The organism is Enterobacter sp. 302C9, from assembly GCF_034106085.1.
GTDB lineage: Bacteria > Pseudomonadota > Gammaproteobacteria > Enterobacterales > Enterobacteriaceae > Enterobacter > Enterobacter asburiae_B.
In genome coordinates, this window is sequence record NZ_JAWNBW010000001.1 from 686,072 (window position 1) to 706,781 (window position 20,710).

At 55.6% G+C, this 20,710-nt stretch carries 21 protein-coding genes; 7 read left to right on the plus strand and 14 right to left on the minus strand.

Going from position 1 to position 20,710, the window contains the following annotated elements:
* Window positions 1-11: 11 nt before the first annotated feature.
* Both fabA and UR289_RS03225 read right to left on the minus strand, forming a co-directional pair.
* Window positions 12-530, minus strand: coding sequence for a 3-hydroxyacyl-[acyl-carrier-protein] dehydratase FabA (gene fabA / locus UR289_RS03220; protein WP_008499931.1), 519 nt, complete (start codon window positions 528-530; stop codon window positions 12-14).
* 68 nt (window positions 531-598) lie between these two features.
* Complete coding sequence (locus tag UR289_RS03225) at window positions 599-2,359, minus strand: AAA family ATPase (protein ID WP_033145119.1); 1,761 nt, start codon at window positions 2,357-2,359, stop codon at window positions 599-601.
* 186 nt (window positions 2,360-2,545) lie between these two features.
* Between UR289_RS03225 and matP the strand changes: the two genes are divergently transcribed.
* Window positions 2,546-2,998 carry a macrodomain Ter protein MatP gene (matP, locus tag UR289_RS03230; protein WP_032658161.1) on the plus strand — a complete coding sequence of 151 codons (453 nt, stop codon included), beginning with the start codon at window positions 2,546-2,548 and terminating at the stop codon, window positions 2,996-2,998.
* A gap of 63 nt (window positions 2,999-3,061) precedes the next feature.
* On the opposite strand, the gene ompA is transcribed toward matP, so the two are convergent.
* Both ompA and sulA read right to left on the minus strand, forming a co-directional pair.
* Window positions 3,062-4,117 carry a porin OmpA gene (ompA, locus tag UR289_RS03235; protein WP_320709150.1) on the minus strand — a complete coding sequence of 352 codons (1,056 nt, stop codon included), beginning with the start codon at window positions 4,115-4,117 and terminating at the stop codon, window positions 3,062-3,064.
* A 354-nt stretch (window positions 4,118-4,471) separates the two neighbouring features.
* On the minus strand, window positions 4,472-4,981 hold the full coding sequence (gene sulA / locus UR289_RS03240; RefSeq protein ID WP_033145120.1) for an SOS-induced cell division inhibitor SulA: 510 nt from the start codon (window positions 4,979-4,981) through the stop codon (window positions 4,472-4,474).
* A 217-nt stretch (window positions 4,982-5,198) separates the two neighbouring features.
* On the opposite strand from sulA, the gene UR289_RS03245 reads away from it, so the two are divergent.
* Window positions 5,199-5,825, plus strand: coding sequence for a TfoX/Sxy family DNA transformation protein (locus UR289_RS03245; RefSeq protein ID WP_033145121.1), 627 nt, complete (start codon window positions 5,199-5,201; stop codon window positions 5,823-5,825).
* Here UR289_RS03245 and yccS read toward each other — a convergent pair.
* Entirely contained in the window at window positions 5,782-7,944 is a 2,163-nt protein-coding gene (gene yccS / locus UR289_RS03250) for a YccS family putative transporter (RefSeq protein WP_320709151.1), read from the minus strand. The genes UR289_RS03245 and yccS overlap by 44 nt on opposite strands.
* 19 nt (window positions 7,945-7,963) lie before the next feature.
* Window positions 7,964-8,410: a YccF domain-containing protein gene (locus UR289_RS03255; RefSeq protein WP_032649128.1), complete on the minus strand. Its 447-nt coding sequence runs from the start codon at window positions 8,408-8,410 to the stop codon at window positions 7,964-7,966.
* 123 nt (window positions 8,411-8,533) lie between these two features.
* On the opposite strand from UR289_RS03255, the gene helD reads away from it, so the two are divergent.
* Window positions 8,534-10,588, plus strand: coding sequence for a DNA helicase IV (gene helD, locus UR289_RS03260; RefSeq protein ID WP_064672235.1), 2,055 nt, complete (start codon window positions 8,534-8,536; stop codon window positions 10,586-10,588).
* A gap of 57 nt (window positions 10,589-10,645) precedes the next feature.
* On the opposite strand, the gene mgsA is transcribed toward helD, so the two are convergent.
* Together mgsA and csgI are read right to left on the minus strand one after the other, a co-directional pair.
* Complete coding sequence (gene mgsA, locus UR289_RS03265; RefSeq protein WP_033145124.1) at window positions 10,646-11,104, minus strand: methylglyoxal synthase; 459 nt, start codon at window positions 11,102-11,104, stop codon at window positions 10,646-10,648.
* Between the two features lie 80 nt (window positions 11,105-11,184).
* A complete protein-coding gene (gene csgI / locus UR289_RS03270) occupies window positions 11,185-11,847 on the minus strand; it encodes a curli synthesis inhibitor (protein ID WP_033145125.1) in 663 nt (220 codons plus the stop codon).
* 173 nt (window positions 11,848-12,020) lie between these two features.
* On the opposite strand from csgI, the gene UR289_RS03275 reads away from it, so the two are divergent.
* Entirely contained in the window at window positions 12,021-12,434 is a 414-nt protein-coding gene (locus UR289_RS03275; RefSeq protein ID WP_023311036.1) for a CoA-binding protein, read from the plus strand.
* Window positions 12,435-12,470: 36 nt separating this feature from the next.
* On the opposite strand, the gene hspQ is transcribed toward UR289_RS03275, so the two are convergent.
* Complete coding sequence (gene hspQ / locus UR289_RS03280; protein ID WP_008499919.1) at window positions 12,471-12,788, minus strand: heat shock protein HspQ; 318 nt, start codon at window positions 12,786-12,788, stop codon at window positions 12,471-12,473.
* Window positions 12,789-12,848: 60 nt separating this feature from the next.
* Complete coding sequence (rlmI, locus tag UR289_RS03285; RefSeq protein ID WP_032658151.1) at window positions 12,849-14,039, minus strand: 23S rRNA (cytosine(1962)-C(5))-methyltransferase RlmI; 1,191 nt, start codon at window positions 14,037-14,039, stop codon at window positions 12,849-12,851.
* Window positions 14,040-14,212: 173 nt separating this feature from the next.
* Here rlmI and UR289_RS03290 point away from each other — a divergent pair, with 173 nt between their 5' ends.
* Genes UR289_RS03290 through yccX form a run of 3 tightly spaced genes read left to right on the plus strand, consistent with a single transcriptional unit; the run spans window position 14,213 to window position 15,862 of the window.
* On the plus strand, window positions 14,213-14,770 hold the full coding sequence (locus tag UR289_RS03290; RefSeq protein ID WP_320709152.1) for a kinase inhibitor: 558 nt from the start codon (window positions 14,213-14,215) through the stop codon (window positions 14,768-14,770).
* 10 nt (window positions 14,771-14,780) lie between these two features.
* Window positions 14,781-15,569, plus strand: coding sequence for an AraC family transcriptional regulator (locus UR289_RS03295; RefSeq protein WP_320709153.1), 789 nt, complete (start codon window positions 14,781-14,783; stop codon window positions 15,567-15,569).
* Between the two features lie 11 nt (window positions 15,570-15,580).
* The gene (gene yccX / locus UR289_RS03300; RefSeq protein ID WP_033145129.1) at window positions 15,581-15,862 is read left to right on the plus strand and encodes an acylphosphatase; all 282 of its coding nucleotides are present in this window, start codon (window positions 15,581-15,583) and stop codon (window positions 15,860-15,862) included.
* Here the strand turns inward: yccX and tusE are convergent.
* From tusE to UR289_RS03320, 4 genes are all read right to left on the minus strand, one after another.
* Window positions 15,859-16,188 carry a sulfurtransferase TusE gene (gene tusE / locus UR289_RS03305; protein WP_008499913.1) on the minus strand — a complete coding sequence of 110 codons (330 nt, stop codon included), beginning with the start codon at window positions 16,186-16,188 and terminating at the stop codon, window positions 15,859-15,861. The genes yccX and tusE overlap by 4 nt on opposite strands.
* A 69-nt stretch (window positions 16,189-16,257) precedes the next feature.
* Complete coding sequence (locus UR289_RS03310) at window positions 16,258-16,809, minus strand: LuxR C-terminal-related transcriptional regulator (protein ID WP_047061513.1); 552 nt, start codon at window positions 16,807-16,809, stop codon at window positions 16,258-16,260.
* 10 nt (window positions 16,810-16,819) lie between these two features.
* Window positions 16,820-17,977: a CfaE/CblD family pilus tip adhesin gene (locus tag UR289_RS03315; RefSeq protein WP_320709154.1), complete on the minus strand. Its 1,158-nt coding sequence runs from the start codon at window positions 17,975-17,977 to the stop codon at window positions 16,820-16,822.
* A gap of 1 nt (window position 17,978) precedes the next feature.
* Window positions 17,979-20,696 carry a TcfC E-set like domain-containing protein gene (locus UR289_RS03320; RefSeq protein ID WP_320709155.1) on the minus strand — a complete coding sequence of 906 codons (2,718 nt, stop codon included), beginning with the start codon at window positions 20,694-20,696 and terminating at the stop codon, window positions 17,979-17,981.
* Window positions 20,697-20,710 lie beyond the last annotated feature (14 nt).

Consider the following 20,710-nt stretch of genomic DNA (forward strand, 5'->3'; position numbering starts at 1 on the left):
GAAAAGCACGATCAGAAAGCTGATGTGTCCTGGAACAGGCCAACTTTCAGGTCGCTTGCGCTATAGATCAGACGACCGTCGACCAGCACTTCGCCATCCGCCAGGCCCATAATCAGGCGGCGGTTTACGATGCGCTTGAAGTGAATACGATAGGTCACTTTCTTCGCTGTAGGCAGAACCTGGCCAGTAAATTTTACTTCGCCCACGCCCAGCGCGCGACCTTTACCTTCGCCGCCCAGCCAGCCCAGATAGAAGCCAACCAGCTGCCACATGGCATCCAGGCCCAGACAGCCAGGCATTACCGGATCGCCAATAAAGTGGCAACCGAAGAACCACAGGTCCGGGTTGATATCGAGTTCTGCTTCTACGTAACCCTTATCGAAGTTGCCGCCGGTTTCGGTCATTTTCACGACACGGTCCATCATCAGCATGTTCGGGGCCGGTAACTGTGGGCCTTTAGCGCCAAACAGTTCACCGCGACCAGAGGCAAGAAGATCTTCTTTTGTATAGGATTCGCGTTTATCTACCATGTTCTCAGTAAGCCTTATTTTAGTGAAGGACGCAGGATAGCTAACACGTGTACGCTGAACAAGTCCGATCAGTTCGAACTAAACCAGCCCAGCCAGCGTAACGGCCATGGATAACGATGACGAGCATCCTGCTGTGTCGCCTGAGCTATGCGCTCCTGGATAGTCTGCATCAGGGTAGTTTGCCCTTCGCCATCCCAAACCAGATTTGTCAGTAAGGGTAGCGCATCCTCAATCCCTTCGATGGCCCAGATGGTGAATTGCTCTTGCTCAACCGCATCCAGAATATCCTGGCTGAGGCTCAAATGGCGTGCGTTGGGAGCAGGAATAATCACACCCTGTTTGCCGTTTAAACCGCGCTGCTGACAGATAGAGAAGAAGCCTTCAATTTTCTCGTTGAGGCCTCCCACTGGCTGGGCACGACCGAACTGGTCCACCGAACCGGTGATCGCGATGTTCTGATTGATGGGCACTTCCGCCAGGGCGCTGATTAAGGCGCACAGCTCGGCCATAGAGGCGCTATCGCCATCCACTTCGCTGTAGGACTGCTCAAACGTCAGCGAGGCGGAGAAGGGGATCTGTTGCTCAAGCTGCAGCTCTGACATCAAAAACGCCTGCATGATCATCATGCCTTTCGCGTGAATGTTGCCGCCCAGCTCGGCTTTTCGTTCAATATCGGTGAACTCGCCATCGCCAATGTGCACAACGCAGCTGATACGGGACGGTTCCCCGAATGCGCGCGGATGGCCAGGAAATTCAATCACCGACAGGGCGTTGATCTGCCCGACGCGTTCGCCTTCGGTTTCCACCAGAATTTGTTCCAGCAGAATTTCATCCTGCATACGGTCGGCAAGATAGCCTTCTCGCCACTCACGCTGAGCCAGCATCTGAGTGAGCTGTTCTCCGGTGAACGTCCCGTTACCGCTAATCACACCCACTTCACGCAGCTGTTTGCCGATCCAGAGCGGGCAAAGCGGCAGCGTTTCCTGGTCACCGGTGTAGCGTACCGCTTCGCGGATTAAGCCCGGCCACGCGTCAGCCGCAGGGGTTGGCAGCGCAAAACGCTCAGCAACGGCCATCACCCACTGGCACCACTGCGCCATATCGTCGGCGTCAGCAATCTGGATGTTGTCTTCGTATTCGCTATACACCGCCTGCTCAGCGAGTTCTGGCTCCATTTCCTGGAAATCCGCCAGCGATTCGCGGTCGCCCGTCAGCACGACGGTCAGCGACAGCGGCATAGACGGAACAGAGACAGGCAGAGGACGAGACTCGTCGTAGCCGACCCAGTCGAAACGCTGCTGGTTGACGATAGTTTTCAGACGCATCCACAGCAGCGGTTGCGAGAGCAGGGTACGCAGTGAGATGATGAGAACACCGCCATTTGCGCGATGAACCAGCCCCGGCTGCAGCGAAAGTTCGCCGTTAAACTGGCGCAGACAACCAAAGAGTTGTTCCGCCTCGACCCAGTTAGCGGTAATCACTTCGCCTTTAACGGCAAAACGGCCATCGGTCTGCGCCGTTGGTTCGAAAGTGACATCATGTCCCGCAATACGATACTGGCCGCCAAAAACTGCGTTCGCTTCCGGCTTCAGCTGGCGCACGGCATCACCGAGCAGCGTCAGGTATTCCGCTTCTTCCGGGGCCTTGAGCAGCATGAAGGGCGCTGTTGCCCATGGGCTTAACACCTGCTCCAGCGCATAATGCAAACGAGGCTGCGTATCGCTAAGGATGAATTCGTGTTCTTTTGCGAGTTCGGGCTGTGCAAACAGTTCCTGGTAACTTTCGGTATCCGGAACAAGGTCACGCCATGCAAGTTTCGTAATGGTCAAAGTTGATGTTTTTTAGTCAGATGTAAAAGCGTGGAGTATACCGTAAGCGGGGGGCTGTACCCAAGCAGGATTGGGGATTTCGACAGGGCGATTGGCTGCATTCACTCACAGGATATGATTTCTTTTCAGCAGATTGCTAAAAAACTGATATTCTGAACAGAGTTACGTGGTAACACTGAGATCGCAATGAAATATCAACAACTGGAAAATCTCGAAAGCGGCTGGAAATGGAAGTACCTGGTCAAAAAGCACCGTGAAGGGGAGCTGATCACCTGCTACGTCGAAGCCAGCGCTGCGCAAGAAGCCGTGGATATTTTGCTGACCCTCGAAAATGAACCGGTACAGGTTAACGGCTGGATCGAGAAACACATCAATCCCGCGTTGTTAAACCGGATGAAGCAAACTATCCGCGCGCGACGCAAACGGCATTTTAATGCTGAGCATCAGCACACTCGCAAAAAATCAATCGACCTGGAGTTCGTTGTCTGGCAACGCCTGGCTGGGCTGGCACAACGACGGGGCAAAACGCTGTCGGAAACCATCGTGCAGCTGATTGAGGATGCCGAACATAAAGAGAAGTACGCCAACCAGATGTCGACGCTGAAGAACGACCTTCAGGCTCTGTTGGGTAAAAAATAGATTTTTCTTTTCTTCAGACAATAAAAAACCCCGCATGGCGGGGTTTTTTTATAAGACGATAACTTATGCCGCTGGCTGAGTTACAACGTCTTTGATGCCTTTAACTTCGATCTCTACGCGACGATCTGGAGCCAGGCAGTCGATCAGTGCAGCGCGAGCTTTCACGTTGTCACAGGTGTTGCCAGTAACTGGGTTAGATTCGCCCATACCACGTGGGGAGATCTTGTTAGCTGGGATACCTTTAGAGATCAGGTAATCAACAACAGACTGAGCACGTTTCTCAGACAGTTTCTGGTTGTAAGCGTCAGAACCGATACGGTCGGTGAAGCCCAGAACCACTACGGAACCGTCTTTAGGATCCAGGTTGCTCAGCTGGGTGTACAGCTGATCCAGTGCCTGCTGGCCTTCTGGTTTCAGAGTCGCTTTGTTGAAGTTGAACAGAACGTCAGACTTCAGAGTGAAGTGCTTGGTCTGTACTTCTGGAGCTGGAGCCGGCGCTGGAGCAACAACTGGAGCTGCTTCTTCCTGCTGGCCGAAACGGTAGGAAACACCTACGCTCAGCATGCCGTTGTCTGGACGAACACCAACGGTGTTGCCGTCGCCGATGTTGTTAACCCACTGGTATTCCAGACGGGTAGCGATGTCACGGGTCATAGCCCACTCAACGCCACCAGCGAATACTGGGGAAACACCGGTGTCATGGTTGTCACTAGAGATGTTGTTGCTGGAATCTGCGCGCCATACCATGCCGCCCAGACGGGTGTACACGTCCAGATCGTCAGTGATTGGGTAGCCCAGTTTAGCGGTCAGCTGAACGCCCTGTGCTTTGAAAGCGCCGTTAATGGTGTCGCCTTTGTATGGCATACGACCTAACCAGTCGTAACCCATTTCAAAACCAACATACGGGTTAACCTGATAGCCACCGAACGCACCTGCACCAAGCTGGCTCTCGTGAGTTGGGCCATCATTGTTCAGGCTGCTGTTGTACCAGCCGGTGTCGTGGAACTGAGACCAGCCCAGTTTACCACCTGCATACCAGGTATTATCTTTCGGAGCGGCCTGCGCTACGGTAGCGAAGCCAGCCAGTGCCACTGCAATCGCGATAGCTGTCTTTTTCATTTTTTGCGCCTCGTTATCATCCAAAATTCGCCATGAAAGTCTCAGGAGAGAATCACGGTTAAATCCTTCACCGGGGGGCGTGGTCAAATATAAATCTACCGATATCTTCGGCTTAGGCCGAGCACCCCTGGCGATGTAAAGTCTACAACGTAGCTGAAAACTTACAAGTGTGAAGTCCGTCAGGCATATGAAAAAAAAAGTTCCGTATACCGATTATTTAACATTTTTCGAACGAATTTTGTGCAATAAAATTAAGGAGAACCGCACCAGACAAGCCTTGCCGCAATTTTCAGGCCGGGAACTTTAATGCCATCTTGTGGTCAAAAAAAATTCCAGGAAAAATCTTAATTTCACTCAATGATACAAATTGGAGTGAATTTTTAGCCCAGAAAGTTGTCCTCTGCGGTAAGAATCCGATCGAACCGGACGCATAATGAACCCGATCGCATTCCCTTCTTCGGCTGCTTCAGTCAGACGGAAATGTTCCTCTTCCGTCAATTCTTCCGGTAACCATCCAATCACCACGCTGTAATTTCCGGTGCGTAACGCGCGGATCATCGACTCAACGGTATCGCACGGCGGGAGCTGATTAATTTGCATGACCTTAGTAAGCGGCAGGCCTGCGGACTGAACCCACTCACGGCTCAGTTTTTGCTGGGGCGTGAGCCAAAGCTGCCAGCGCGATTGCTGACCAAGCTGTTGTAATAACGGCAACAACAAAAGTTGCGTCAACAGGGGCTGGTCTTCACGATAAACCACTTCACTGATAAGCCCCGTGGAAACACGCTCGACGGAATTCTGCGCGACATTGCCTGCGGTAGAAGAGAGAGAGGTTGAGCGATTTGCATAGCCTGAAGTGTGCATATTCATTCCAGCCCTGTAGTTACTGTATGGATATACAGTAACCCCTGTATGCATAAAGATCAACCTCATTTTCGGAAAGCGACTCGCAAAATTCATTCAATGTTGATGTCCCTCGAAAAATCATCTTGCTCATCGGCAATAAGTTGCCTATTTTCCTGCTAACGGATCCGCTAGTAAGAAATTTCGTTGTTACTTTATGATTTTGAAGGGAAATATCATGAAAAAGATATCTTATGAACGGATTTATAAATCCCAGGAATACCTCTCCCCGTTGGGCGAGATTCATCATCGTGCGCTGTTTGGAGGCTATACCCTGGCGGTGGATGATGCGGTTTTTGCCATGGTGTCAGACGGAGAGCTTTATCTTCGCGCCTGTGAGGAGAGTGCGAAATACTGTGTAAAAAATGCCTCCTCTTTTTTGACGTTGATGAAGCGAGGCCGCCCGGTGCTGCTCAACTATTATCGTGTGGATGACGGATTATGGCAGGACAGAGAGCGGCTGCTTCAGCTCTCCTCGTTTGCGCTCAGTGCGGCAAGAAAAGAGCGCTATCAGCGCCATCAACGAAACCGACTCAAGGATCTGCCAAACCTGACCTTTCAGCTTGAAGTCTTGCTCTTTGAAGCTGGCATTACCAATGAGGAAACGCTGCGGGCGCTGGGTGCCAGAGCGAGCTGGCTGAAGATGCGGGCAAAAAACAAAGCGCTCGGTATTAAGGTTCTCTTCGCACTGGAAGGGGCTATCGAGGGGCTGCATGAGGCGGCACTCCCGGCAGGCATTCGCCGGGAGCTGACGGAGTGGTTTAATGCACTGCCTGAGCCACAGGAGAATCACTCCTCCAGGTAGCGATTTGCTGTTGCAGCCGGCAAATTTCAGGCAGCAGAGCGATAAGCAGGCCTATTTGCTGAAGAACCAGCGGTGCTTTGCTGTCGTTTCCTGGGTCAAGATGCGCAATGCGTTGAGCCAGTTCATCCAGGGCCTGTTGAACGCGCGGCTCATCGGCCGGTCGGTGATGAAGTGCGTCATCAACGTAACAGACGGCATCATCGAGCAGGTTGAGAATGCCCGGGTTGGTGAGTTTCTCACGGTGGGCACCCAGCGTCGAAATATAGCTGGTGAACGTATGGTTCAGACAGAGCAGGCGGAACGCAGTCTCACGAATCTCCGCCGTGGCGCGAGGCTCCGTTGACATGTTAGAGACAACGGAGGCCAGTTCTGCGTCACTGTTGTGCGCGTCGCGACGGGCTATCCGGTAAGCCAGGCGGTTATCGCGCCCCTGGTGGTACTGCTCCAGGATTGCGTCAAGGTATCGACAGTTGGCGTTCATTGCCCTGTCTACCACGCGCGGCAAATTGCGGAAACGCCAGTCCGGCCAGATAAAGCTGACCGCAGCCCAGGCAATCGCACAGCCAATCAGGGTATCGATCACGCGGGGCAGGGCAACTTCAAACCCTTCACCCAGCAGGTTAAAGCAGAGCAGCACCAGCAGCGTGATGAACATGGTGGCGTGGGCGTACTGCACGTTGCGAAACGCGAAGAACAGCACGCCGGTGATCACAATCAGAATCAGTTGACCTTCAACGGCGGGCACGAAATAGAGTACCGGAAGGCCGATCGCGACGCCGACCAGCGTGCCGATAATACGCAGCGCAAGACGGTGTCGGGTGGCGTTATAGTTCGGCTGGCAGACGAACAGGCTGGTCAGCAGGATCCAGTAGCCGTGGTGCAGCCCGGTTATCTGGATAAAGGCATACCCCACGCACAGCACCAGCGACATTCTCACCGCGTGGCGAAAGAGAGCCGACTCCGGCGTAAAGTTACGGCTCAGCCGTAGCCACATATCGCTAACGCTGTGCACGCTGTCATCAGCAAGCTGATTTTCCACCTCACTGCCCGGCAGCGCCATCGCCTGTTCGGACTCAATGGTCGCCAGCTGAGCATCAATCGCCCGCAGGTTGTTCAGCAGAAAGCCCAGCGCTTTGATGTGCTCCGGTGACGTTCCGCTGGCCTGAACGCGGTCGAGCGCCGCATCAAGATGGCTGAATACGCGTTCAAAGCGGGGGTCATGCTGATAGGGCGTACGCAGCAGAATGGAGCGCGAGAGCTGCTGACACGCCTGAGACTGCATGGACAGCAGGCGCTGAAAGCGGAACATCACGTCGCTGTAGCGGAACTTCTCGCGCAGGGCCGCGTATTGAACGTGCGAGGAGCTGGCACGTTCGTGAATGTCCTGGGCGGCAAAATAGTAGTGTAAGGTCCTTCGCGTTCCGCGCTGACCGCGATCGCCGCGCAGACGGGTAAGCAGAGAGGCTTTTGTCTGGTTAAGGGTGGCGACCAGCTGGCCGTTTGCCAGCGCCAGATCGTAGAGCGGAGCCTGGCTTTCTTCCTCGATATCCGGGTCGAACAGCCGGGATTTCAGTTCCAGATAGTGGGCTAACTGCTCAAAGCTGCGGGCAAGGTTATCCTGCAGCGGGCGAACCGGGAAGATCAGATGACCGGTTAGCGTCAGCAGGTTATACCAGATGGCGCCCAGCAGCAGGAGAACCGGCTGCTGGTACCACTGGTCGTACAGGGAAACGCCCAGCATGGTGTAGATGGCGATCAGCAATGCACCAAACGCGATGGTGGCATAGCGCTGCCCGAGGCCGCCCAGCAAAATAAACCCGCTGGTTGAGAGCGTAAGGCCCAGGGCAAACAGCCAGGGCCACGGGAAAAGCAGCTCAACGGACGCTGACGCAATGAAAAAGCAGACGAGCGTAATGACCAGGTTACGTAAACGTCCGGCCAGACGATCGTCCAGGTCCGCCAGCGCCCCGGCCACCACTCCCAGCGTAAGCGGAATGGTGAGCTTGACATCATTCAGCCACCAGGGCAGGGCAACCGTGCCGCAAAGCGCGATAAATATCCTGACGTTGTATAGCCAGGTGCTGTTCCAGGTATAACGGCGAAGCAGTGGGCTTAGCATAAACGCGGCCGGTCCTTATTTACTGAAAACGACGACGCGCGTTAGCTTCACGGGCCGCCTGGGCCACTTCTACCGGAACAACCCTGCGACCGACGGGCCAAAGGGCGATAGCGGCGATCTTAAAGTTCGCTATCCCCACAGGAATACCAATAATCGTGATGCACTGTGCAATACCGGCAAAAATATGCATGATGCACAGCCACCAGCCGAAGAAAATCAGCCACAGTATGTTCAGCAGGGTTCCGCCCGTATTCATCAGGGCGTTTTTGTTCTCCGGATTGAGCTCGTCAACGTGGATAGCTTCATTCCCGTAGGGGATTAAGGAGAGTTTTGTGATTTCCCAGCAGGAACGGGTCAGGGGAAGCGTGAAAATCAGGACGATGCTCACCAGCGTGGCAAAAAGCCAGGAAAGGGTGGTGGCAAAACCGCCCAGCACAAAATTCAACACATTCAGAACGGTACGCATAAACCCTCACTTCCTTTCGATAAAATTAACGCCCAATGATTGTAACGTTTTTTTAGGCTGGAGCACCTTAAAACTGGCAGTTAAACTGTCAGGTAAATTATCTCTTCGTGGATTTGGCGGAACATGGAACTGAAAGCAACGTCGTTAGGCAAACGCCTGGCGCAACACCCTTACGACAGGGTGGTTCTCCTTAATGCCGGGGTGAAAGTCTCCGGGGAACGCCACGAATACCTTATTCCGTTTAATCAGCTTCTGGCTATCCACTGTAAACGCGGGCTGGTGTGGGGCGAGCTGGAGTTCGTTCTGCCTGACGATAAAGTCGTGCGTCTTCACGGCACCGAGTGGGCGGAAACCCAGCGTTTCCATCATCACCTGAACGCACTGTGGCAGCAGTGGAGCCAGGATATGAGCGTAATTGCCGCCCAGGTGCTGCAGCAGGTGCTGGACGATATCGCGAAGAGCAACGCACAGCACGCGTGGCTGACCCGTCAGCAGACCGCCGGGCTGCAGCAAAAGATCCGACAGGCACTCTCGGCGCTGCCGCTCTCCGTGACGCGTCTCGACGAGTTTGACAACTGTCGCGACGCCTGGCGCCAGTGTCAGGCCTGGCTGAATGATAAGGATAAAAGCCGTCTCGCCCATAACCAGGCCTGGATGGACGCTATGCTCACCCAATACGCCGACTTTTTCAGTACGGTGGAATCTTCACCGCTCAATCCGGCCCAGGCGCGCGCGGTGGTCAATGGCGAGCAGTCGCTGCTGGTGCTGGCGGGGGCCGGTAGCGGTAAAACGTCGGTACTGGTGGCGCGTGCCGGCTGGCTGCTGACGACCGGAGAAGCGGTAGCCGATCAAATACTGCTTCTGGCCTTTGGCCGCAAGGCTGCTCAGGAGATGGACGAACGCATCCAGGAACGTCTGCACACGCGGGATATCACGGCCAGAACCTTCCATGCCCTTGCGCTGCATATTATTCAGCAGGGCAGTAAAAAAGTGCCTTCCATCAGTAAGCTAGAAAACGACGCGCAGGCGCGTCAGGCGCTGTTCATCAAAACGTGGCGCCAGCAGTGCAGTGAGAAAAAGGCGCAGGCGAAAGGGTGGCGTCAGTGGCTGGAGGAGGAGCTCGGCTGGGAGGTGCCAGAGGGCAGCTTCTGGCAGGATGACAAACTGGCGCGTCGGCTGGGTTCGCGACTTGACCGCTGGGTCAGCCTGATGCGAATGCACGGTGGAACGCAGGCAGAGATGATTGAAAGCGCGCCGGAGGCGATCCGCGATCTGTTCTCGAAACGGGTCAAGCTGATGGCTCCGCTGCTGAAAGCCTGGAAAAACGCGCTGAAAGAGGAAAATGCCGTCGATTTCTCCGGTTTAATCCATCAGGCCATCATCATTCTTGAGAAGGGACGTTTTGTCAGCCCGTGGAAACACATTCTGGTGGATGAGTTCCAGGATATCTCTCCGCAGCGTGCTGCACTACTCTCGGCGCTACGGGCGCAAAATAAACATACGTCGCTGTTTGCGGTGGGTGACGACTGGCAGGCCATCTATCGCTTCAGCGGGGCGCAGCTCTCCCTGACGACCGCGTTCCACCACTATTTTGGCGAAGGGGATCGCAGCGATCTGGACACCACCTACCGCTTCAATTCACGCATTGGTGAGATCGCCAACCGCTTTATCCAGCAGAACCCGCATCAGCTGGCCAAGCCACTCAATAGCCTGCGCCCAGGGGATAAAAAAGCGGTCACCCTGCTGGCGGATGACCAGCTGGAGCCGCTGCTGGACAAGCTCAGCGGCTACGCGAAGCCCGATGAACGTATTCTGGTGCTGGCCCGCTACCATCACCTTAAGCCCGCGGCGCTGGAAAAAGCCGCCACCCGCTGGCCGAAACTGCAGCTTGAATTTATGACAATTCACGCCAGCAAAGGGCAGCAGGCTGACTATGTGATTGTGGTGGGGCTGAAAGAGGGCAGCGACGGTTTCCCGGCCCCGGCCCGCGAGTCGGTGATGGAAGAGGCCCTGCTGCCGGTGCCGGAAGATTTCCCGGATGCCGAAGAGCGGCGTTTGCTGTATGTGGCCATCACCCGCGCGCGGCATCGCGTGTGGCTGCTGTTCAATAAAGAGGAGCCATCCGTGTTTGTCGATATCCTGAAGAGTATTGATGTGCCGGTGGCGCGTAAGCCATAACGATGTCAGGCAAGATTTTGTAGCCGGGTAAGGCATAGCCGCCACCCGGCAAAAAAGCTACTTCAGTCTGTCGGAAAGATAACGCTGATAGTCCGGAATAAGGATATCAACCGGCGAGTTAAACTGCGGCGATTCGATGATGAAATCCGCCGTCGACAGGTTTGTCGCCACCGGAATATTCCACACCGTCGCCAGGCGCAGCAGCGCTTTAACATCCGGATCGTGCGGAACCGCGTTCAGCGGGTCCCAGAAGAAGATCAGCACATCAATTTTCCCTTCGGAAATCTGCGCGCCGACCTGCTGATCGCCGCCCATCGGACCGCTCAGCATGGCATTCACCTGCAGACCCGTTTCGCGCTGGATCAGGTTACCGGTTGTGCCGGTCGCCGACAGGGCGTGCTTTTCCAGCGAAGGCTGATGGCGGCGAACCCAGTTAAGCAGCATTTGTTTACAGTGATCGTGCGCCACAAGAGCAATGTGTTTGCGCTCAGGCAGCGTGCGTGTTGTCAGTTCCATAATCATATCCATCAGGTTAACTGACTACACGATGACGGGAACCGTCTGACGCTGCAAGAGAAAGGCGTAAAAAATGTGGCTTATGATGAAGGTTGTTGTTTTGCCCACTGTAAAAACCGGGCCCGCGTGTCGGGATCGGCCTGCTGGAACCAGAATTTAAGGCGCTGTTCCGTCAGGGTCTGGGACTGGGGAGGAATAACGTCCAGTTCAGAGACGCCGGATAGAAGCGTACTGTCGTCCGCCATCATGGTGGCAAACTGCGGAAGCGAGGCGCGTTTCCCCGCTTTGTTATAGGTCTGGGTCGCGGCCTCGTAATCCGGGCCTTTCGGCGAGGTCGTTAACGCCAGAATATCCAGCTTCACCGGAATCGGCATCGCATTCCCGTCCAGCAGTTCAACGCGGGGTGAAGCGTCGAAGGCCGCAGATTCCTTCTCCGTTTCAAGGCGAGGCAGGGTGATGTTCACCTGACTGATTTGCCGGGTATTAAAGCTGACGATCAGCGGCGGGGAGATGTACATCCGTTGCTCGTGATTAGCCAGACCGATCGACTTTTCTACCCGAAAGACCAGCTGATGCGGCCCGTTATCTAACTCGATGCTGTCTGCACCGCGCAATAACGAGCTGGAGACCTTTTTCCCGTCCAGTACAAGAAGATCAATGTCGGTAGAGAGCCGGAGCGTGGTAGCAAAAACGCAGACCGGCATCACTAACGCAATCAGGGCAGTGGCAATACCGGTTTTCATAGAAGGCTCCCGTCAGAAATCCTGTCGCCGCATTAATGTATCTAAATTTTTCGATAATCACGTTTACTAACATATAGACATATTTCGCCGTTTTGCCCTCATGCATCTGTATGGGATGGATGGTTGAGATGTGCGGTTTGGCGTACACTTTTAAAAAAGCCAGGAGAAAAACCATGAAAGAGAACGATATTGCCGAGATTCTGACATCCACGCGTACCATTGCGCTGGTGGGCGCGAGCGATAAACCCGATCGTCCCAGCTATCGGGTGATGAAATACCTTCTCGATCAGGGCTATCACGTTATCCCGGTCTCACCAAAAGTGGCGGGGAAAACATTGCTGGGTCAGCAGGGTTACGCCACGCTCGCGGAGGTGCCGGAAAAAATCGATATGGTCGATGTCTTCCGTAATTCCGAGGCAGCGTGGGAAGTGGCGCAGGACGCTATCGCCGTAGGGGCGAAAACGCTGTGGATGCAGCTGGGCGTGATTAACGAGCAGGCCGCCGTGCTGGCGCGGGATGCGGGGTTGAAGGTCGTCATGGATCGCTGTCCGGCGATCGACATCCCCCGTCTGGGGCTGGCGAAGTAATAAAAAAAAGCCCGTTATCGGGCTTTTTTTACACGCTTAGTTCCGCAGGCGCGGAGCCTGTAACTGTTTGCGGATAGTCTGAGCAAGTTCATCCATTGTGGGTTGCTCCGGATGCTCTTCCTGCAGCTCGCTACTCAGCTGCGCTTCGGCCAGATAGGTGTGAACGGGTTGTCCATCATCACCTTCCATTACCACATGGTACCAGGGCGCGGCGCGAAGCTCTGCGTTCACCGCCAGCTCGTCTGCTGACGGTTCATCAAGGGAATACTCCGGGTCGATATCCACGACCACACCCAAATACCCTAGCAAAGTGTGGCGGACCTGCTGGCCGATACCGAATTTGCTGGCAATCATAGTCACCTCCCGGGAAATACGACTTACACGTTATGTGCGGGCAATATTTCTCTTTTCAAGTTACATGACGCGACAGGCAAACCCTTTCAGATACAGTCCTTCCGGGTAGGTAGCAATCACGGGGTGATCGGCTGCCTGACGGAACTGCTCTATAAATTGTACATCACGACCAGCATCTATTGCGGCATCGGCGATGATTTTCTGAAATAAATCTGTGGTCATCAGGCCGGAGCAGGAGAAGGTGAGCAGAACCCCGCCCGGGTTCAGCAGCTGGATAGCCAGCATGTTGATATCTTTATACCCGCGGCACGCGCCCATCAGCTGGCTTTTGTTTTCCACAAACTTCGGCGGATCCATCACGATGACGTCGAACTTCTCGCCCTGATCGCGATATTTACGCAGCAGCTTGAACACGTCATCGCGGACAAACTCCGCTTTGCTCAAGTCCAGCTTGTTGAGCTCGACGTTCTGTTTTGCCACGTCCAGCGCTTCCTGCGAGGTGTCCACGCTCACCACCTGAGCACAGCCGCCCATCAGCGCCGAAACGGCAAAACCGCCGGTATAGGAGAAGCAGTTCAGCACGCGTTTGTCGGCAACGTACTGACGCGTAGCCAGACGGCTATCGCGCTGGTCGAGGTAGTAACCCGTTTTGTGCCCGCCCTGAATATCCACCAGCAGCTTCATGCCGTGCTCTTCAATCGGCAGCAGGGCCGGTGGCAGTTCGCCCGTTACGGGCCCCTGAGTCAGCTCCATGCCTTCTTTTTTGCGCACCGCCACATCGCTGCGGTCGTAAATGGCGCATTCCGGGAACAGCGTTTGCAGCGCGCTGATCAGCGCGGCACGCTGGTATTCCGCTCCGGCGCTCAGGAGCTGCAGCACCAGGAAGTTACCGAAGCGATCGATGGTCACGCCAGGCAGGCCGTCGGACTCACCGGCAATCAGGCGGTAGCTGTCCAGCCCGTCGCGTTTTGCCAGCCAGTCGCGCCACTGCTGCGCCTGCTGCAGACGGCGAACGAAGAAGTCGATGTCGATGGTTTCATCTTTATCAAACGTCCAGACGCGAGCGCGGATCTGGGACGCTGGCGAGTAGGCGCCTCGCGCTAACCATTTCCCCTGATGGTCAACGATATCAATGGTTTCACCGAGGCTGGCTTTGCCTTCCATACGGGCAACCGCGCCGGAAAAGACCCAGGGATGACGGCGCAGTAATGATTTCTCGCGCCCTTTGGCTAACACTAAACGTACACTCATAATTTGCTGTTCTGTCGATTTCAGGAAATGGCGCGTAGATTACCACATTCAGCAAGGCGCAATCATCTGCGGATACCGTTGAGCGTTTCGGCACAAAATCAAATCGCTTAGGCACATTACGATATTGCAGCTGGGTTTAGAGTGGGGCTTCCGGTACAGCAGAGGGAGCACCCATGAAAAAGCGCAGTGTGATAGCAATAGCCGCTCTGGCGGCGATGAGTTTTCAGGTTTTAGCAACAACGCCTTTCGGCATCACCAGCCGGGATATTTCCGGCGAAAGGCGGCTGGCGCAACAGCAGGTATTTGAGGGGTTTGGCTGCCACGGTGGGAATATCTCTCCACAGCTGGCATGGAAAAATCCGCCTGCCGGTACGAAAAGTTTTGCCGTCACGGTATATGACCCGGATGCGCCTACCGGCAGCGGCTGGTGGCACTGGACCGTAGCCAATATTCCGGCGAAGACAATGACGCTGCCCGCTGACGCCGGTAACCCGAACGGCGAGAAATTACCTGCCGGCGTTGTGCAGGGGCGTAATGATTTCGGCTATTCTGGATTCGGCGGCGCATGTCCACCCGAAGGGAACAAGCCTCACCGCTATCAGATTACCGTCTGGGCCCTGGACGTGGATAAACTGCCCGTCGACAACAATGCCAGCGGCGCGCTGGTCGGTTTTATGCTCAATAGTCACGTTCTGGCAAAGGCTCAGTTAACAGCAACCTACAGCAGATAAGGATGGCAGGGTGCAGGAGTTTCATTTTCGACATAACCATCTTACCGCGGGTGAAGTGACTGCCAGCAAAATGCATCGCCTGCACCAGGTTAAACTGTTTTTTCCGGCTATTTGTCATATCACTCACGGCACTAAGGTGATAGTTCAGGATGATAACCGCCTGGAGGCGACACGGGATGAGCTCATCATTATCCCGGCCAATACGGCGATGGAGATTATCAATCAGCCTGTAAACGGTCTGTTTCACTCGGATTTGCTAATGTTATCCCCGGAGATCGTCGCCGAGTTTAAGGCGCATTACCTGAAATCCTGGCCGCGCACGACGCTGCATTCGCTCTGCGCCCCGCTGAGCGAGGGGTTGGCGTTTATGTGGGACAATCTGCTGCACGCCGTGCGTCAGGATTTACCGGAGGCTCTACAAAAGCATCAGGCTTTCGGTCTTTTGCTGGCCCTGCTGCACGATGGCGTGGCGGGTCCGCTGCTTGTTGAGCGTAACAGTAACCTGACCGAGCAGGTGCGGCAGTTCATTATGCTGTCGCCCTCCAGAGACTGGACCGCGCAGGACGTTGCCAGCCGTCTGGCCTTAAGCGTGCCGACGCTGCGCAGACGCTTGCGTGAAGAGTCGCAGAGTTTTCGCCAGATCGTGGAGGAGGTGAGGATGGCCGTTGCTTTGTCACAGCTCCAGTCAACCCGATTACCGATTGGCGAAATCGCATTACAATGTGGGTATCTTTCCAGCTCTCGTTTCACCGCCCGTTTCCGGCAGCACTATGGCTGTTTGCCTAAAACGCTACGTTAAGGAGAAGAAAAATGTCAAAAGTCTGCACCATTGCCTGGGTTCACGGCGTTGTTCAGGGCGTGGGGTTCCGCTACAGCACCCAGCGCGAAGCGGTTGAGCTTGGGCTCACGGGATACGCGCGAAATAGGGACGACGGCAGCGTTGAGGTGGTCGCCTGCGGCGAAGCGGAGCAGGTCGACAAGCTGGTGGCGTGGCTGAAAGCGGGCGGGCCGCGCAGCGCACGGGTTGATAAGGTGTTAACGGAACCGCATCAACCCGGGCGCGAATACGTAAACTTCGGGATTCGGTATTAAATACACTTCACCGGCTTAGGCAGGCCGGCAATTTTGGTGGCCTGTTTTGCCGGGCCTTTCGGGAACAGACGATACAGATAGCGGCTGTTGCCTTTCTCTTCGCCGAACTTATTGGCCATGGCTTTGACCAGCATGCGGATCGCCGGAGAGGTGTTGAATTCAAGATAGAACTCGCGGACAAAACGCACCACTTCCCAGTGTTCGGGGGAGAGGGTAATCCCTTCGTTTTCCGCAATTTTCTCCGCCAGCGGCTCGCTCCAGAGCGTCGTATCTTTCAGATAGCCTTCGCTATCGGTCTCAATTTCCTGGCCTGCAAAAATGAACATAATCTTCTGTCGTCTGTGAAAAAAACGGCGACAGTGTAGCAAAAAAGCCGCCGAAGGATAAGCCGTGCCCTACAGGAGCAGTTGCAGCAGATTGTTGGCATTAAGCTTTTTCAGCGCGTTGCATTTATGGGTTGAAACCTGCTTCTCAGACATACGCGTCACGATGGCAATGTGGCGTACCGGCAAGCCGGTAAGCATCAGATCGAGCACGTTGAATTCAAGGCCGGTAAGACAGCAGTCAAGACTTCGGACGCGGCGAGGCTCTTTTGCCAGCAAATATGCCGCATCAGCGACGGCGATCCGGTCATCGATGATATAAAGGGTCAACGTACTGAAACGCTTGCGTAAATGCGTCGCCAGCGCCCACCCCTTTTCATTGCAGACCAGATACAGGCTGCCTTGCCAGCGGGCGGCTTCCAGTCTGAGCAAAATGTTTATCAATGCCTGATGCGTACCCGCCACGGAAAAACGGCAGCGTACGACAACCACGCGGCGGGTAAGCAGCGCTGGCTGCCATTGCACGGTGTCGCTTTGGACCTCTGGCTGAACGCCCCGACGCAGCAGCGCGTAGCGCAACCCTTCGGCGTAAAATCGATTATTGTCGAGAATAGCGTAACTCACGGTGACCTCGTTATAACGTGCTGGGCGTATAGATAACGCGCAGCGTGCCGGTATAGTCGCCCGCGTTTTTGCTGCTGGCGGCAAACGCGGGGGTTTTCAGGATAATAGGGGCAGGAATGCACAATACGCTCTCGCGTCCGCCGGGCAGCACGACCTGACGCAGATGCTGCGGATCGTTCGTGCCTTGCCAGACCAGGGTTTTACCGTTCGCGACGGCTTCGGTTGCGCCTGTTATTGGATTGGTGACGGAGACCCGATAATCGAGACGATCCCGCGCATCGGTCTGGCTACCGCCGCGTCGCCTGATAGAAAACGCGCCTTCGGCACGATCCGCTGAGGGGAGTCCGTCATCCTCAAAGCGAAGATAGGCGCGGGTGCTGGTACTGTTTTTGCCGTCGTAAAGGCACATATCCAGCGAGTTTTCACCCTGGATCTCACTACCTCCCGGCCGCCCCGGGAAGTTGGTCAGGTTGAGGTTAACGACGGGCGTTGAGTGCGGAAAGGCCGGCAGATAAATCTGCTGATTACCCGGATCGACCACCTCAATGCGAATGTTTGCCTGCCACCTGGCGATGGTGAGGTAGCCAGGGCATCCGACGTTTACGTCATTGAAGTTTCCGCCACAGTCGGCGCTCCCCCATTGACGCAGGTTCTGCTTCAGCGTTGCGGTCCAGATCCCCGGCAGGGCGAGCTTATCCAGTTCGCTTTTCACAATATAGAAATCGAAATAGGGTTCTCTGTTCCAGGCGCTGAGATCGCCCGTTCCCCCTGTGACAAAACTGGCGAAGGTAAAGACTTTATTGTTGATAAACATGTAGTGATCGCCATATACCTTGATATCCACCGTCTTGCTGGTGAGGGCATGCGTGAAACGTAAATTGATGGCATAGGGCGCGGCCGGGTTAGCTGAGAACCAGACCGGTGAGTTCATGCAGGCCCCGTTCGCGGTATCAGTTCGGGACTCACAGGTCAGGGTATTACGTCCCCACTTTTGCGGGTCGGCGAGGTCATAGCCGCCCGATTCATGAAACCAGATATCGAAACGCGCAGGCGGTGCCGTACGATCGAAGCTGATCCCAACGCTGGTGTTTCGTCCCGCAGGGGCGCCCGCCAGCGCCTGGCCTGTCCACAGGCTTAAGAACAGTAATATAAAGAAGCACTTAATCACATCATTTCCCTTTAATGAGGTTGTCGACGTTCATGGCAGTTGGACTGGCAGGTACCGATCGTCCGGCGAGCATCAGCTGCGCCTGCTGCTGGACGGCATCCGGCAGGGCGGAGAAGGTTAACTCCCGGCAAGGAATTGAGCCGACATAGCGCACCACGTCGCGCATACTTTTCACGTTGAGTTCGCACTGATAAAACTGCTGCTGGCGCACCAGGTAGAGGTTATGCAGCAGGGCATCGCTCTGGGCGCTGAATCCGCCGTTGCCAAGATCGCTCCAGCCGTTAACGTTCAGCGGCACGCCACCGATAAACGGCGAATGACGCTCGTCGGTTAACTGGCCGAGCCAGGTGTAGCTTGCGGTGGTTTGCACATCCCGACGCAGCAGTTTGCCAGGCACCATAAACAGCGTTCTGCTGCCTGAACCTTGCGTGATCTCACTGCTGGCCCCCCGGGATACGTCCAGCGATTCGTTAATCGTCAACGTTGTCTGCTGGTAGCCCGGCACTGCGAAGAGGGCGCGGCTATTGCCCGGAATGTCTGCGCTCCCGCTGTTATCCAGCGACACGGCAACGCTAGGAGCCTGGGTATCTTCCGGTGTGGCAACGTTAACCGCGACGGCGGAAGCAGGACGACCGTCGCTCCAGCGTCCCAGCCACAGGCCAGAACGCGACAGCGCAAGGGTCGAGCTGTAGTTGCCGCTGCTGCTCAGCGTATGGCGCCTGTCCTGACGATCCCAGGCGTCGCTGACGGTCAGGCTGCCGTTGCCGTATCGCCCGCCCTGGCGCGTATAGGCTGAGGTATTCAGCGAGTCGCTGTTAATGCCCGACGCGCTCAGACCATACTCGTTTTCGCCGCGTGCATCGGCGTACCAGTTATGCGCCACGTTGTAGCTCAGCTGATTTTTTTCACGCTGCTGGTGCTGCCAGGTCGCGCCCATAGAGGTATAGCTCGAGGCATCACCCTGACGGTTATGCGCCATGGACAGGCTCACGCTCAGGTAGCCGCCTTTGTCCCTGCCGTCGCGGGCGTCATCGTGACGCATGAACAGGTTAATGCTGCTGTTAATGTTCAGGCCTCGGGTGCTAAAGACATTGCTCAGCCCTCCCTGCCAGGCCCGCGAGCGCGAGCGGGTCATATAGACCGATTCCCACGGCAAACCCGCATCGTGGCGATCGTCGCTGTCCGGGAGCTCCCGACGTGAAACGTACCGTCCTTCGTTGCGGTTATCCGAATATCCGAGGCTCGCATACCAGGCCCCGACAGGGACGGAAAACATCACCGAGAGGGTGCGATAGCAGCCGTTCACGGCGTCAAACCCCGCGCTTCGGGTGTTGCAGTTTTCCGCTGATAGCGCGTTGCGATAGAGGCTCAGCGAAAAACCGTCGTTGTAGCTGATTTGCTGAATATTGCCGCGCTGGCCTTCGCTGCCGTAAAGGTAGCTAAACCGGGTACTCAGCACGCCGTCGATCGGGCCCGCGTTGAAGCCCCGGCTCCAGTCGAGCGCATTTTCCAGGAAACGCTGGTTTTTCTTTATCGTTGCTCCGCTGGTCAGCGCCAGGGTCGGGGTGACGGGCAGGCGCACACCCGCCTGCGCAACCGCGCTGCGTTCTTCGTTCCGATCGCTATTGTCGGTTTCACCCGCCTGCAGGAACCACTCGACGCGGTCAAATGGCGTAATGCCGGTTCGGGTAAACGGCACCTGCTCGGTACGCGTCAGCCGGTTATTTTCATAGACCGACAGCGTGACGGTGTAGCTCCCGTCCGGAAACGAGCGCGTGTCGAGGGTTTGCGCCCCGGCATTCAGGTAAAAGCTGGCCAGCAGCTGATTGCCACGGCGGGCGTCGATACGCGCGTCATGGGAAAGCAGTACGGTGACAGGCGTTCCCTTTGACTGCTGAACCGGATTAATCCACGCCCGTGTTGAACCCGTGCGCAGACCGCGAATTTTGCCCAGCGGCAGCTGGCTGAGGTTGATATTCCCGCCGGCATTACTGAACAGATCGCGGGTATCCATCTCGCCCAGCTGGACATAGTACTGACGCAGGATATCCTGGCGGAACCAGGCGTTGTTGACGGTGATTTCCTGTTGCTGCTGGCGCCTTGAACGCTGTCCCAGCCAGGTCCAGTCGAGGTTAACATAGCCGTCCTGCGTGAGCGCCAGCGCGCCATTGCCCTGTACGGTGGCTGACTGATAATCCCTGTCGGCAACAAAATTAATATTCTGCTGATGGATCAGCGCATTTTCGGTGTCCTGCGTGGGCTGATACCACTGATTTTCCGCGGTGGCTTTAGGCAGAAATTTCTTGTCCAAAAACAGGCTAATACGGGCGTTATTCTCATCATAGATAATGGCCGCGCGGTCGGTATCAATGTAATCGCAGCCCGCTGCGGAGCCGTTGCTGCTGCAGGCCAGGTTGCCGTTACGGGCAAGCGGAACGGCCAGCGCGGCAGACACGGTGCCAACGAGAGCAGGGTCGTCGTTAAACCGACGTTTGATGGCCGCCACAACGGTTTCAGGTGCGACAAAACTGACCGTTTCAAGCGTGATATCCGTTTCAAAAAGTCCAAGCGACTCGCCGTAGAGGTTGACCTCTGTCCACAGGCGCTGCGTTTTCGCCAGATCTTCAAAACCTGCCGGGACGGCCATCCCGGCGCAGGCGAGTTGGATGGATGCGGGTAACAAAGCAACAAAGAGGAGAGTATTTCTGTGAAACGCCATGAACGAGCCTCGAC